Raw genomic sequence first — 12923 nt, 5'->3', positions numbered from 1 at the left:
AGCTTGCTCCAGGTGGTTGAAGGGGCGGTCAGGCGGTCTGGTGACTGCTGTCCTGCGGCTGGTCGGCGGGCAGACCGCGCCGGACCAGCACAGTACCGACCTGGTTGCGCCGGCCGGACGGCCGCTCCGCGGTGAGGGACAGACCGAGCCCCTCGATCTCGACCTGGGCGCCGGGAATCGGCACCTTGCCGAGCAGTTTGGCCATCAGGCCACCGACGGTGTCCACGTCGTCGTCGTCCAGCGGTACGCCGAACAGGTCGCCGAGCTCGTCGATCGGGTACCGGCTGGAGACCCGGTAGGCGCCGTCGGACAGGGCCTGCACCGCCTCGGGCGCCTCGTCGTACTCGTCGGTGATCTCGCCGACGATCTCCTCGAGGATGTCCTCGATGGTGACGAGTCCCGCGGTACCGCCGTACTCGTCGACGACGATCGCGACGTGCATCCGGGCCGCCTGCATCTCGCGCAGCAGTTGGTCGACCGGCTTGGAGTCCGGGATGTACATGCACGGCCGCATCACCGACTCGACCCGCTCGGTCGATTCGGCCGAGGCGTTGTCGTAGACGCGGCGCATCACGTCCTTGAGGTAGACGACGCCGAGGATGTCGTCCAGCGACTCACCGATCACCGGGATCCGGGAGTAGCCGCTGCGCAGCGCGAGCGAGGTGAGCTGGCGCAGCTTCTTGTGCCGCTCGATGTAGACCATGTCGGTCCGCGGCACCATCACCTCGCGGACGATGGTGTCGCCGAGCTCGAAGACGGAGTGGATCATCTGCCGCTCGCCGGACTCGATCACCGACGACTTCTCGGCCAGGTCGACCAGCGCGCGCAGCTCGGCCTCGGTCGCGAACGGGCCCTCGGCGAACCCCTTGCCGGGGGTGAGCGCGTTGCCGACCAGGATCAGCAGCTTCGGCAGCGGCCCGAGCACCTTGGTCAGCGCCATCATCGGGCCGGCCGAGACGATCGCGAACCGGTCCGAGTGCTGCCGGCCCAGCGTGCGGGGCGCGACCCCGATCACCACGTAGGAGATCAGCACCATCAGCACGGCGGTGATCAGGACGTGCGTCCAGGTCACCGTGAAGACGTTCGACAGGGCCTGGGTGACCAGGACGATCGCGGTGATCTCGCAGATCAGCCGGATCAGCAGCAGGGAGTTGAGGTAGCGGGGCGCGTCGGACAGCAGGTCGCGCAACTTCAGCGCGCGCAGGTTGCCCTGCTCGACCTGCTCGTTGGCCCGGACCTTGGAGTACGACGAGAAGGCTGCCTCGGCGCCGGCGAACAACCCGGCGAGCAGCACCAGCACCGCAGCCACAACCAGCAGAACGCCGTCGTGGGAACTCACGGGAACTTCACTCCTGTCCTAGGCGGGGAACCGTCAGGCATCGCCTAGCCTGTTTCCGGGTGCCCGCCATGCTTCCAGCAACCGGCCCTGGACGTCCCACATCTCCGCTTTCTCGGCGGGTTCGGCGTGGTCGTAGCCGAGCAGGTGCAGGATGCCGTGCACGGTCAGCAGCTCCAGCTCGGCCCAGGTGCCGTGGCCCGCCTTCGCACCCTGCGCGGCCGCGACCGTCGGGCACAGCGCGATATCGCCGAGGTGCCCGAGCGGCAGGTCGGCGTCGTCGCTGCTGTCACCGCCCGGGCGCAGCTCGTCCATCGGCCACGACATCACGTCGGTCGGGCCCGGCAGGTCCAGGAACTCGACGTGGTACCGGGCCATCGTGTCCTCGTCGACCAGTTTGATCGACAATTCGCATTCCGGGTGCAGCCGCAGCGACGACATCACGAACCGGCCCAGCCGCATCAGTCCGTGGGCGTCGATCTCGACGCCGGACTCGTTGTTGACCTCTACGTTCATCGGTGGTTGTCAGCGCTGCCTTCGTAGTTCTCGTAGGCCGACACGATCCTGCCGACCAGTTTGTGCCGGACGACGTCATGCGCCGTCAGCCGGCAGAACGCCAGCTCCCGGACGCCCTCCAGGATGTCCTGGACGACGCGCAGACCCGAGTTCATCCCGGTCGGCAGGTCGACCTGGGTGACGTCGCCGGTGACCACCATCTTGGAGCCGAAGCCGAGCCGGGTGAGGAACATCTTCATCTGCTCCGGCGAGGTGTTCTGCGCCTCGTCCAGGATGATGTAGGCGTCGTTCAGGGTCCGGCCGCGCATGTAGGCCAGCGGCGCGATCTCGATCGTGCCGGCCGTCATCAGCCGCGGGATCGAGTCCGGGTCGAGCATGTCGTGCAGCGCGTCGTACAGCGGCCGCAGGTACGGGTCGATCTTCTCCGAGAGCGTGCCGGGCAGGAAGCCCAGCCGCTCGCCGGCCTCGACGGCCGGCCGGGTCAGGATGATCCGGTTGACCTCTTTGGCCTGCAGCGCCTGGACCGCCTTGGCGACGGCCAGGTAGGTCTTACCCGTCCCGGCCGGGCCGATCCCGAAGACGATCGTGTTCTTGTCGATCGCGTCGACGTAGCGCTTCTGGTTCAGCGTCTTCGGCCGGATCGTCCGGCCACGGCTGGACAGGATGTTCTGGGTCAGCACGTCCGCGGGGCTCTCGACCGTCTCGGCCTTGATCATCGCGATACTGCGCTCGACGGAGTCCGCGGTCAGCCCGTGACCGGTCCGGACGACGGCGATCAGCTCGTCGATCAGCCGCTCGGTCAGCGCCAGCTCGGCCGGCTCCCCGGTCATGGTGACCTCGTTGCCGCGGACCAGGATGTCGGCGGCGAACTCCTTCTCGATGATCCGGAGGAACTCGTCGCGCGCTCCGAGCAGAGCCACCATGTCGATACTGTTCGGCACGACGATCTTGTGGGACGCCTTGTGCCTCTCACCGCTGCCGGCGCCGCTGTTGGCACCGCGACCGGCACCTGCTGCGCTGCTGTCAGCGCGCGCCGCAGCCGGCTGCGACGGCTCGATACTGCGTGGCCTGGACAGGCTCTTCCTCCTGATGCAGATGGTGTGACCCGACCAATGCTAGCCGTCTCCTCCGACAGCCTCATCCGATAAAACCCCGATCACCCCCGGGCAAAGCCCTGACCAGCCTGTTTACCCCGTACGCCGATGTCGTTGCGGGCCCCGTCAGCGGCGAGCCCAGCCGCCTGAGCGCCTTCCGGCCGTCAGGCGGCGCGGCCGGGGAGGACAGGGCCTCACCGGTTGAGGGCGACCTGTTGTCAACCTGGGACGTGGGCTTCGCGTCTCTGTTGTGTGGCACAACCGGCCGTGGTGTACGAAGAGTGCGTGGCACATGAGTCCTCGTGGGATGCAGACGAGGCGCTGACGGCTGTCTATACGGCGCATTACACGTCGTTGGTCCGGCTCGGCGCCTTACTGCTGCGTGACAACGGTTCGGCGGAGGAGATCGTGCAGGACGCCTTCGTGGCGATGCACGGACGCTGGAACCGGCTGCGCGACCCGCACAAGGCCCTGGCGTATCTGCGGACCGCGGTGGTCAACCGCTGCCGGTCCCGGCAACGGCATCTGGTGGTGGTCGACAAACACCTGCCGAAGTCCCTGCCGGACGAACCGAGCGCGGAGCAGGCGGTGCTGCGCACCGCCGAGACCGACCGGGTGATCGAAGCGATGCGCACCCTGCCCGAAAAGCAACGCACCGTGATGGTGCTGCGGTACTACGGTGACCTGTCCGAGGCGGAGATCGCCGACACGATGGGGATCAGCCGGGGATCCGTGAAGAGTCACGCCGCGCGAGCGACCAAGTCGCTGCGCCAGGTCCTGGAGCAGAGCGCATGAACGACCACCGAAACGACCGCGGGGACGACCCGTTCGACGAGCTGATGCGGCGGGCCCTGTCCGAGGAGGCCGACCGGATCGAGCCGGCCGACGGCCTGCACGAGATCCAGGCCCGGGTCCGGACCCAGCGCCGCTCGGTCAGCCGGCGTCCCTGGGCCATCACCGCGGGCGCGGCCGTCGTCGGTACGGCGGCGGCCATCGGCGCCTTCGCCGTGCTCAACGACAACACCAAGACGGCCGACCAGCCCACCGCCGGCCGTCCGGACAACACCAACGGCGCCTCGACCGAGCCGTCCGGCACGCCCACGCTGCCGAGCACCACCGGGCCTGCTCCGAGTAAGGCCCCCACGCAGGCGCCGAGCGCCTCAGCGACGGACAAGTCCCGCGCCATCGAGGAGCCCAAGCTCGAGAAGCCGAAGGCGGTCAGGATCTACTGGCTCGGCAAGGTGGTCGGTAACAAGAGCGGACCGGACTACCGCCTGTACAGCACCTGGACCCAGGTCAAGGGGCAGCCGGCCGCCGAGGCGCTGCAGCTGATGGCCACGCCGAAGGTCTCCAACGACCCGGACTACATCTCTCCGTGGGAAGGCGCGACGGTGGCCTCGGTGCGGTACACCAAGAGCCTGATCATGGTCGACTTCGACAAGCTGCCGACCGCCACGCTCGAGCCGGACATGGCCGACATGGCCGCCCAGCAACTCGTCTACACGGTCCAAGCCGCCTTGCAGCACACCGCCCCGGTCCAGATCACCGAGCGCGGCCGCGCCACCTCCGACCTCTTCGGCGTCATCGACACCACCACCCCGCTGAGCCGGGCCCAGGCCTCGAACGTCCAGGCGCTCGTCTGGATCGAGTCCCCGGAGAACAACCAGACCCTCAAGCAACCGTTCACGGTCACCGGCACCGCAGCGACGTTCGAGGCGCAGGTCGACTGGAAAGCCACCAACCTGAAGACGAACGCCGTCGTCAAGAACTACACGAACACCAAGGAAGGCCAGAAGTTCTCCCCCTACGCCTTCAGCCCCAAGCTCGGCTCCGGCGAGTGGCTGATCGAGGTCTACCTAACCTCACCCGAGGACGGCCGTATCACCGACACCGACTCCAAGACGGTCTACGTCAAGTAGCTCTGGCCGCTCAGACCCACCGGGACCGCGACAGCAGCCCGGCTGCCGCCGCGACTCCCGCGGTCGACGTGCGGAGGACTGTGTCGCCGAGGCGGACTGGGGTGGCGGGGAAGGCTTCAAGTTCGGTGGGGGTGATGCCGCCTTCGGGGCCGACGACGATGACGATGTCGCCCTCGGTGGGGAGGGTCAGGGAGGCCATCGGGGTGGTGGCTTCCTCGTGGAGTACTACGGCCAGCGCGGCGTCCGTGAGGAGTTTGGCGACCTCTGGGGTCGAGGCGATCGGGGCTACCTCGCAGAACCAGGAGCGGCGGGACTGTTTGCTGGACTCGAAGGCCCAGGCCTGCCACTTGGTGTGGGTTTTGGTGACGCGCTCCGGGTTGGCGCGGAACTGGCTGCGTTCCGCGTTCCACGGGACGATCAGGTCGACGCCGACCTCGGTGAGCATCTCCACGGCCAGCTCGGCCCGCTCGCCCTTGGGTAGCGCCTGTACTACGACCAGCCGGGGGCTCGCCTGGTCGACCTGGCCGCGGTGGTCCACCGCGACCGTCAGGCCGGTCTTGGAGGCAGCCGTGACGGCCCCCTCCGCGAACGAGCCCCGACCGTCGGTCAGGCGGATCCGCTCGCCGGGGCCGATCCGGCGTACAACCGCAGCATGACGCCCCTCGGCGCCGTCCAGCACCAGCTCGGCGCCGCCCAGGTCAGCGCCGCCAAGAGCAGTGCCGCCCAGGTCAGGCAGGTAGAAGACCGCGAGTCCCATCGCCCGGCAGCCTAAGTCGTTTTCAATGCGCACCGAAGGCGTCACGCAGGCGCCCGAAGACGCCCTTGTGAGCCGCCTGGACGAGACCCTGCGGCCGCTCCTCGCCGCGCGCCTCGGCGATCTGCCGCAGCAGCGCCTTCTGCGCCTCGTCGAGCTTGGTCGGCGTCTCGACGATCACCTGGACGATCAGGTCACCGCGACCGGCGTGCCGCAACCTCGGTACGCCGCGAGCGGTCAGCCTCATCGCCGTCCCGGACTGCGTGCCCGCGCGGATCTCGAGCGGCGTGGTCTCGCCTTCGAGGGTCGGCAGGTCGATCGTCGTACCGAGCGCGGCAGCCGTCATCGGCAGCGTGACCGTGCAGTGCAGGTCGTCGCCGCTGCGGGTGAAGATCTCGTGCTGCTCGACCTCGATCTCGACGTACAGGTCACCGGCGGGACCGCCGCCGGGGCCGACCTCGCCCTGGCCGGACAGCTGCACGCGGGTGCCGCTGTCGACGCCGCCGGGGATCTTGACGGTGACGGTACGGCGGGAGCGGACCCGGCCGTCGCCGGCGCACTCGACGCACGGGTTCGGGATGGTCGTGCCGAAGCCGCGGCAGTTCGGGCACGGCCGCATCGTCCGGACCTCGCCGAGGAACGAGCGCTGGGTGTGGGTGACCTCGCCCCGGCCGTGGCAGATCTCGCAGGTGACCGGCTCCGACCCGACCTGAGCGCCCGATCCGGAGCAGGTCGGGCAGAGCACCGCGGTATCGACCTTCAGCTCGCGAGTCGTCCCGAAGGCCGCCTCGGCGAGGTCGATCCGCAGCGGGATCAGTGCGTCCTGGCCCCGCCGGGTGCGCGGCCGCGGCCCGCGGGTCGCCCCGCCGGTCTGGCCGAAGAAGGCGTCCATGATGTCGGTGAAGGTGAACGCCTGGCCGAAGCCGGCGCCACCGGCCGCGCCGGGCCCGCTCGCGAACGGGTCACCGCCGAGATCGTGGACCTGCTTCTTCTGCGGATCGCTCAGCACCTGGAACGCGCGGCCGATCTCCTGGAACTTGTGGTGCGCGTCCTCGGAGTCGTTCACGTCCGGGTGGTACTGGCGGGCCAGCTTGCGGTAGGCCTTCTTGATCTCGTCCGGTGTCGCTTCACGGCTGACGCCCAGGACGGCGTAGTAATCGGTGCTCATACTCCAGACCACTTGGTAGGCAGTGTTCGGTGCGTTCTTTGATGCGTTGTTTGATGCGTTGTTTGATGCGTTGTTTGATGGAGGCTCACGAGTCGGCCAGGATCTGGCTGACGTAGCGCGCGACGGCGCGGACAGCGCCCATCGTGCTCGGATAGTCCATGTGGGTCGGGCCGACGATGCCGAGGGTGGCCAGCGCCTCCGACTTGGAGCCGTAGCCGGTGGCGACGACCGAGGTGGTGGCGAGTCCTTCGTAGGAGTTCTCGTGGCCGATCCGGACCGTCAGCGTCTGCGGGCTGGTCGCCTCGCCGAGCAGCTTCAGCAAGATCACGTGCTCCTCGAGCGCCTCCAGCACCGGTTTCACGTTGCGCTCGAAGTCGTCGCCGTAGCGGGTCAGGTTGGCCGCGCCGCCGACCGCGATGCGCTGCTCGCCCTCGACCGTGAAGGCCTCCAGCAGGCTCGTCACGATCGCGGCCACCAGCGACCGGTCGGCCGGTGCGAAGGTCTCGGTCACGCTCGCCAGCGAGGTCGCCGCGTCGGTCAGCCGCTGGCCGGTGAGCGCGGTGTTCAGCCGGGAGCGCAGGTCGGCGATCAGCTGTTCGTCGACGTCGTCGTGCGTCTCGACGATCCGCTGCTCGACCCGGCCGGTGCTGGTGATCAGCACCAGCAGCAGCCGCCGCGGCGTCATCGTGACCACCTCGACGTGCCGCACACTCGACCGGCTCAGCGTCGGGTACTGGACGATCGCGACCTGCCGGGTGATCTGCGCGAGCAGCCGGACGGTACGGCGGACCACGTCGTCCAGGTCGACCGCGCCGACCAGGAAGGACGAGATCGCCTTCTTCTCGGCCGGCGACAGCGACTTCACCGTGCTCAGCTTGTCGACGAACAGCCGGTACCCGGCGTCGGTCGGGATCCGGCCGGCGCTGGTGTGCGGCTGGGTGATGTACCCCTCCTCCTCCAGCGCGGCCATGTCGTTGCGGACCGTCGCCGGGGAGACGCCCAAATTGTGCCGGTCGACGAGCGTCTTCGAGCCGACCGGCTCGTGGGTGGCCACGTAGTCCTCGACGATGGCCCGGAGCACGTCCAGTTTGCGTTCGTCCAGCACGCGCACCACCCTCTCCACGTCGGCCCTCACGGGTTGGCACTCCCAAGTTTCGAGTGCCAGTCTACCGAGCCACCGCAGCAACTACCGACGCGTAACGGCGTGGGACAGGTCTCAGGCGGTTTCGGGCGACGCTCCCAACGGTACGGCGGCCGGTCTCTCGACCGTACTCGCCACGTCCAGGGACTGGTCCTGAGCTGCCGACTCGAGCAGTGACTCCAGTACGTCGAGCACGTGGTAGGCCAATGCTCCGTCGGCGCGGTGCGGCTCGTTGTTGCGCAGTGCGCGCGCCATGTCGGCCACACCGACGCCGCGGCCGGCGCCCGCGTATCCACCGGCTACGGGTAGTACCGTCCAGTCGCGGTTGGTGGCAGTAGCGATCTCCACCGTCCCGTCGAAGCCGTTCGGGTCCGGGACCGACAGGCTGCCTTCGGTGCCGTAGATCTCGATCCGCGGCAGCCGTGCGGCCCACACGTCGAAGCTCATCAGCACAGTGGTGAGCGCACCCGACTCGTGCTCCAGTACGCCGGTCACATGCGTGGGCACCTCGACCGGGAACGTCTCCCCCGCCCGCGGGCCCGTGTGGATCTTGCGCTGCTCCTGCGAGCGGCCCGCTCGACCAGTGACCCGGCGTACCGGGCCTAGGAGCGTGACGAGGCTTGTTACGTAGTACGGGCCCATGTCGAGCAGCGGGCCGCCGCCGGGTTGGTAGTAGAACTCGGGAGCCGGGTGCCACAACTCATGCCCCGGCGTGACGAACGAAGCCGTCGCGGCTGTCGGTACGCCGATGTCGCCACGGTCGAGCGCAACGCGTGCGGTCTGGGTCCCCGTGCCGAGCACCGTGTCGGGCGCGCAGCCGATGCGGAGCTTGTTGGCCGCGGCGAGCTTCAGGAGCGGCTCGGCCTCCGCACGGTCGACGGCCAGCGGCTTCTCCCCGTACACGTGTTTGCCGGCCTGCAGCGCGGCCTGGTGGACCGGTCCGTGGGCGGCCGGGATGGTCAGGTTGAGGACGATGTCGACGTCGGGAGCGACGAACAAGTCCTCGGAGGTCAGCGCCCGGATCCCCGGATGCTGGTCCGCGATCGCCTGGGCCCTGGAGAGGTCGAGATCGGCGACGGCGACGACCTTTACGCCGGGCAGCGTGGCCAGGTGTTCCAGGTAGGTACCGCTGATGACGCCGGTACCGACGATGCCGATATTGGTCACTTGCTCGCCCACAGCAGCCCCCGCTCGATGATCGTGCGGATCTCTGGCGTGTCGAGATCGGCGACGCTGTGGCCCGGCGTACAGACGAAGACCTTGCCCTCACCCCAGCTGCGGGTCCAGACGGCCGGCATCGTCGCGCCCTCGATCCAGGGGAAGTCCGGGTGCGCCCGGAAGGTGGTCGTGGCGAGCACCTTGTTGGTCGGGTCGGCGTGCACGTAGTACTGCTCGGTGCGCAGGTCGAAGCGCGTCAGGCCGTCCACGATCGGGTCGTCGGAGACGATCTCGATCCGGTGGTCGACGGCGCCGCCCGGGTGCGAGACGAACTGGCCGCCGGTGATGAAGCTGTAGTCGGTGTTGCTGCGGAACGAGTCGATGATGCCGCCGTGCCAGCCGGCCAGCCCGGTGCCGGCCCGGACCGCGGCCTCCAGCCCCTTGACCTGCTCGGCGGTGATCTCGCTCATCGTGACGCACTGCAGCACCAGGTCGGTGCCGTCCAGGTCGAGATAGCTCTCGGTCGTGTCGGAGACCGTCACCTCGAAGTCGTTCTCCCGCAGGAACGGGATGAACAACTCGGTCGCCTCGACCGGGACATGGCCTTCCCAGCCACCCCGGACCACCAGTGCCCGTCGTGTCGTCACGCGGCCGCCCTTCTTGGTCAGCACCGTTGTTCCATCGGTGTAGAGATCGGATGAATCGGTTCAGCCCTGCGACCTTAGGCGGCTCCTCACGGGCCTTCAACCCCCGTCCGGACAGTGGATGGGTGACGCCGGTTAGGGTCGTCGGCATGAGTGCGTGGGTGGAGATCGCCGACCGAACCTGGGTCCGGCGCTATGCGGAGTACGACGTCAACATCGGGCTGGTCCTCGGCAGCGAGGGCGCGCTGGTGGTCGATACCCGCGGCACCGTCGCGGAGGGCGAGGAGTTGGTGGCGCATATCCGCGAGCTCACCGACGCGCCGATCCGCTGGGTGGTCAACACGCACGCCCACTTCGACCACGTCTTCGGCAACCCTGCCTTCGGTGATGCGACCAGTTACGCGCAGGAGAACACCGCCGCTGCCGTTGCGGGGACCGTTGCCATCGACAACGCTTTCGCGGTGGCCAAGGTGATCGACCTGGGTGACCGGCGGGTGGAGTTGCTGCACCTCGGCAACGGGCACACCGATGGCGACGTGGTGGTCGTCGTACCGGATGTCGACGTGTTCTTCGCCGGCGACCTGATCGAGGAGTCGGCGCCACCGTCGTACGGGGAGGACTCGTACCCGCTGGAGTGGGCCGACACGGTCGACCGGCTGATCGGGCTGCTGTCCGCGACGGCCAAGGTCGTGCCCGGCCACGGCGCGGTCGTCGACGCCGAGTTCGTCCGCGAGCAGAACAGCGACATCGGCACGGTCGCGAACACCATCTCGGGTCTGCACCACAACGGCACCCCGCTCGACGCGGCACTCGCACATACCGACGACTGGCCCTGGCCGCAGGCTCATCTCGAGCAGGCCGTACGCCGCGGCTACGCCGTCCTGGGCACCCCCCGGCGCCCGACCCTGCCGCTCCTGGGACTCGCGAAAGACGAGTAGCCGGACCTCAGGTGCCTGAAAGCGCAAGGCTGCGATGTCGATTGCGCATCGATCGGGCTTTCCGGCTCTGAGGAACCGGGCGGGCTTCTACGGTTCCTCCATGAGCGAACCAGACAGCAACAACCAGCCGCCGCAGGACCAGTACCAGCCGCCGCCTGCGAACGGGTATCAGGCACCGCCCTCGAACGGGTACCAGGCGCCGCCGCAGGGTGGATACCCGCCGCCGCCCCCGCAGTACTCGGGGCAGCCGATGCGGCCGGACGAGGAGCGGACCTGGTCGCTGCTCGCGCACGTCGGCACCATCATCCTCGGCTTCATCGCGCCGCTGATCGTCTTGCTGGTCAAGGGAAACGAGTCGCCGACCGTGCGCGCGCACGCCGTCGAGTCGCTGAACTTCCAGATCACCGCGAGTATCGGGTACATCGCGTCGTACATCTTGATGGTCGTCCTGATCGGGTTCATCACGCTGCCCGCGATCTGGATCCTGGCGGTCGTGTTCGCGATCATGGCGACGATGGCGGCCAGCAGCGGCAAACCGTACAAGTACCCGTTCGCGCTGCGGCTGGTGAAGTAACCCGTCAGCCGGTCACGCTCTGGAGTTATGCGTTGACATGACGTCCGCGATCCCGCAGGTTGGTCCGAAACCCGACTCCGGACGAGGTGGCGACGATGGCTCATGCCGCACCAGCAGCTCCTGATCAGATCACCCACCCGGACGGGCGGGTCGAGCTGGCCGACCCGGCCGTCATCGCCGGCAGTCCGTACGGCAACGCGGAGCTCGCGCCGACCCGGTTGCCCGAGCGCCGCTGGACGACGTACAACTACGCGGCGCTGTGGATGGGGATGGCGCACAACATCCCCAGCTACCTGCTCGCCGCCGGGCTGGTAGCGATCGGGATGAACTGGCTGCAGGCGTTCCTGACGATCACCCTGGGCAACCTGATCGTGCTCCTGCCGCTGCTGCTGAACAGCCACGCGGGGACGAAGTACGGGATCCCGTTCCCGGTCTTCGCGCGCGCCTTCTACGGCGTCCGCGGGGCCAACTTCCCGGCGCTGTTGCGCGCGTTCATCGCCTGCGGCTGGTTCGGTATCCAGACCTGGATCGGCGGCCAGGCGATCTACGTGATCGTCGGCGAGCTGGCCGGTTCGGGCTGGACGGAGTCGTCGGCGGTCGGCGGTCATCCGTGGACGATGTGGCTGAGCTTCGCGTTCTTCTGGGCGTTGCAGATGGTACTGATCTGGCGTGGCATCGAAGGGCTGCGCCGGTTCGAGAACTGGGCCGCGCCGCTCGTCACGGTCGCCTTCCTCGCGCTGATGATCGCGATCCTGGTCAAGGCGGGCGGCTTCGGGCCGATCCTGTCGCAGCCGTCGAAGCTCGGCTGGGACGCCGACTTCTGGAAGATCTTCGCGCCGTCGCTGATGGGCATGATCGCGTTCTGGGCGACCCTGTCGCTGAACATGCCCGACTTCACCCGGTTCGGCAAAGGCCAGCGTCAGCAGGTGATCGGGCAGATCATCGGGCTGCCGACGACGATGTCGTTCATCGCGCTCGTCTCGATCATCACCACCTCGGGCACGGTGATCGTCTACGGTTCGGCGATCTGGGACCCGGTCGAGCTGACCCGGCGGTTCGAGAACCCGGTGGTGGTGACGATCGGCCTGGTGATGGCGATCCTCGCGACGATGTCGTGCAACGTCGCGGCGAACGTGGTCAGCCCCTCGTACGACTTCGCCAACGCGCTGCCACGCTGGCTGAACTTCCGGACCGCGGGCCTGCTGACCGGCGTGATCGGCGTCGTGATCCAGCCGTGGCGGCTGATCTCGGACCCGTCGATCTACATCTTCGTCTGGCTCTCCTTCTACGGCGGGCTGCTCGCCTCGGTGGCCGGCGTGCTGATCGCGGGCTACTGGTTCGTCGACCGCACCAACCTGTTCCTCGCCGACCTGTACCTGCCCAACGGCCGTTATTGGTACTCCGCGGGCTGGAATTGGCGGGCCGTCGCCGCGACTCTGATCGGCTCGGTGCTGGCCGTCGGCGGCGCCTACTCCAACCCGGGCGCCGGACCGTTCCCGGCCGATGGGCTGATCCCGCTCCTGCAGCCGCTGTACGACTACTCCTGGGTGGTCGGGCTGGTCGCCGGCTTCGTCGTGTACCTCCTCCTCACGATCGTCTCCCCCGTCCGCCACAGCGCCGCCACCCACGCAGTCGAAAGCTACTGAGCACTCCCCCACCTCCTCCGTCGCAGCACTACCGG

The 12923-nt window shown here is 68.4% G+C and carries 14 protein-coding genes; 6 read left to right on the top strand and 8 right to left on the bottom strand.

Going from position 1 to position 12923, the window contains the following annotated elements; genetic code table 11:
• Positions 1-28 precede the first annotated feature (28 nt).
• The 3 genes from G3I17_RS30005 to G3I17_RS29995 are packed head-to-tail and all read right to left on the bottom strand — an operon-like array spanning position 29 to position 2775.
• The gene (locus tag G3I17_RS30005; RefSeq protein WP_164600973.1) at positions 29-1339 is read right to left on the bottom strand and encodes a hemolysin family protein; all 1311 of its coding nucleotides are present in this window, start codon (positions 1337-1339) and stop codon (positions 29-31) included.
• A 33-nt stretch (positions 1340-1372) separates the two neighbouring features.
• A complete protein-coding gene (gene ybeY, locus G3I17_RS30000; protein WP_164600972.1) occupies positions 1373-1852 on the bottom strand; it encodes an rRNA maturation RNase YbeY in 480 nt (159 codons plus the stop codon).
• A complete protein-coding gene (locus G3I17_RS29995) occupies positions 1849-2775 on the bottom strand; it encodes a PhoH family protein (RefSeq protein ID WP_203590954.1) in 927 nt (308 codons plus the stop codon). The genes ybeY and G3I17_RS29995 overlap by 4 nt, the downstream gene beginning before the upstream one ends.
• Here G3I17_RS29995 and G3I17_RS40100 point away from each other — a divergent pair.
• The 3 genes from G3I17_RS40100 (at position 2774) to G3I17_RS29985 (ending at position 4865) form a co-directional block, all read left to right on the top strand.
• Positions 2774-2956, top strand: coding sequence for a hypothetical protein (locus G3I17_RS40100; protein ID WP_203590953.1), 183 nt, complete (start codon positions 2774-2776; stop codon positions 2954-2956). The two genes, G3I17_RS29995 and G3I17_RS40100, sit on opposite strands and share 2 nt — an antisense overlap.
• Positions 2957-3231: 275 nt before the next feature.
• Positions 3232-3741, top strand: coding sequence for a SigE family RNA polymerase sigma factor (locus tag G3I17_RS29990; protein ID WP_203590952.1), 510 nt, complete (start codon positions 3232-3234; stop codon positions 3739-3741).
• Positions 3738-4865: a Gmad2 immunoglobulin-like domain-containing protein gene (locus G3I17_RS29985; protein ID WP_164600971.1), complete on the top strand. Its 1128-nt coding sequence runs from the start codon at positions 3738-3740 to the stop codon at positions 4863-4865. Before G3I17_RS29990 ends, G3I17_RS29985 begins: the two co-directional genes overlap by 4 nt.
• A gap of 10 nt (positions 4866-4875) precedes the next feature.
• Here G3I17_RS29985 and G3I17_RS29980 read toward each other — a convergent pair whose 3' ends face one another.
• The 5 genes from G3I17_RS29980 to G3I17_RS29960 all read right to left on the bottom strand — a co-directional run bounded on the left by G3I17_RS29980 (position 4876) and on the right by G3I17_RS29960 (position 9757).
• Positions 4876-5622 (bottom strand): 16S rRNA (uracil(1498)-N(3))-methyltransferase, encoded by a 747-nt coding sequence (locus G3I17_RS29980; RefSeq protein ID WP_164600970.1) that lies wholly within the window; start codon positions 5620-5622, stop codon positions 4876-4878.
• Between the two features lie 22 nt (positions 5623-5644).
• Positions 5645-6787 carry a molecular chaperone DnaJ gene (gene dnaJ / locus G3I17_RS29975; RefSeq protein ID WP_164600969.1) on the bottom strand — a complete coding sequence of 381 codons (1143 nt, stop codon included), beginning with the start codon at positions 6785-6787 and terminating at the stop codon, positions 5645-5647.
• Positions 6788-6872: 85 nt separating this feature from the next.
• Positions 6873-7892, bottom strand: a complete 1020-nt coding sequence (gene hrcA / locus G3I17_RS29970) for a heat-inducible transcriptional repressor HrcA (protein WP_164601007.1) — start codon at positions 7890-7892, stop codon at positions 6873-6875.
• 111 nt (positions 7893-8003) lie between these two features.
• Positions 8004-9107 (bottom strand): Gfo/Idh/MocA family oxidoreductase, encoded by a 1104-nt coding sequence (locus G3I17_RS29965; RefSeq protein WP_164600968.1) that lies wholly within the window; start codon positions 9105-9107, stop codon positions 8004-8006.
• Positions 9092-9757 (bottom strand): ThuA domain-containing protein, encoded by a 666-nt coding sequence (locus tag G3I17_RS29960; protein WP_343238458.1) that lies wholly within the window; start codon positions 9755-9757, stop codon positions 9092-9094. Before G3I17_RS29960 ends, G3I17_RS29965 begins: the two co-directional genes overlap by 16 nt.
• A 122-nt stretch (positions 9758-9879) precedes the next feature.
• Between G3I17_RS29960 and G3I17_RS29955 the strand changes: the two genes are divergently transcribed.
• From G3I17_RS29955 to G3I17_RS29945, 3 genes are all read left to right on the top strand, one after another.
• Entirely contained in the window at positions 9880-10668 is a 789-nt protein-coding gene (locus G3I17_RS29955; RefSeq protein WP_203590951.1) for an MBL fold metallo-hydrolase, read from the top strand.
• 100 nt (positions 10669-10768) lie between these two features.
• Positions 10769-11242: a DUF4870 domain-containing protein gene (locus tag G3I17_RS29950; protein WP_164600967.1), complete on the top strand. Its 474-nt coding sequence runs from the start codon at positions 10769-10771 to the stop codon at positions 11240-11242.
• A gap of 95 nt (positions 11243-11337) precedes the next feature.
• A complete protein-coding gene (locus G3I17_RS29945; protein ID WP_164600966.1) occupies positions 11338-12888 on the top strand; it encodes an NCS1 family nucleobase:cation symporter-1 in 1551 nt (516 codons plus the stop codon).
• The last annotated feature ends 35 nt before the right edge of the window (positions 12889-12923 follow it).

The organism is Streptomyces sp. SID13031, from assembly GCF_010548305.1.
In the GTDB taxonomy this organism is placed as follows: Bacteria; Actinomycetota; Actinomycetes; order Propionibacteriales; family Kribbellaceae; genus Kribbella.
Note: the sequence above shows the minus strand (reverse complement) of the source record. Positions and strands in the feature narration are given on the sequence as shown.

Bases quoted from the DNA above. Each gene is read 5' to 3' on its own strand.
- G3I17_RS29955 (WP_203590951.1), top strand. From the start codon at position 9,880: ATGAGTGCGTGGGTGGAGATCGCCGACCGAACCTGGGTCCGGCGCTAT.
- G3I17_RS29980 (WP_164600970.1), bottom strand. From the start codon at position 5,622: ATGGGACTCGCGGTCTTCTACCTGCCTGACCTGGGCGGCACTGCTCTT.
- G3I17_RS29945 (WP_164600966.1), top strand. From the start codon at position 11,338: ATGGCTCATGCCGCACCAGCAGCTCCTGATCAGATCACCCACCCGGAC.
- G3I17_RS29985 (WP_164600971.1), top strand. From the start codon at position 3,738: ATGAACGACCACCGAAACGACCGCGGGGACGACCCGTTCGACGAGCTG.
- G3I17_RS29995 (WP_203590954.1), bottom strand. From the start codon at position 2,775: ATGGTGGCTCTGCTCGGAGCGCGCGACGAGTTCCTCCGGATCATCGAG.
- G3I17_RS29950 (WP_164600967.1), top strand. From the start codon at position 10,769: ATGAGCGAACCAGACAGCAACAACCAGCCGCCGCAGGACCAGTACCAG.
- ybeY (WP_164600972.1), bottom strand. From the start codon at position 1,852: ATGAACGTAGAGGTCAACAACGAGTCCGGCGTCGAGATCGACGCCCAC.
- dnaJ (WP_164600969.1), bottom strand. From the start codon at position 6,787: ATGAGCACCGATTACTACGCCGTCCTGGGCGTCAGCCGTGAAGCGACA.
- G3I17_RS40100 (WP_203590953.1), top strand. From the start codon at position 2,774: ATGTCGATACTGTTCGGCACGACGATCTTGTGGGACGCCTTGTGCCTC.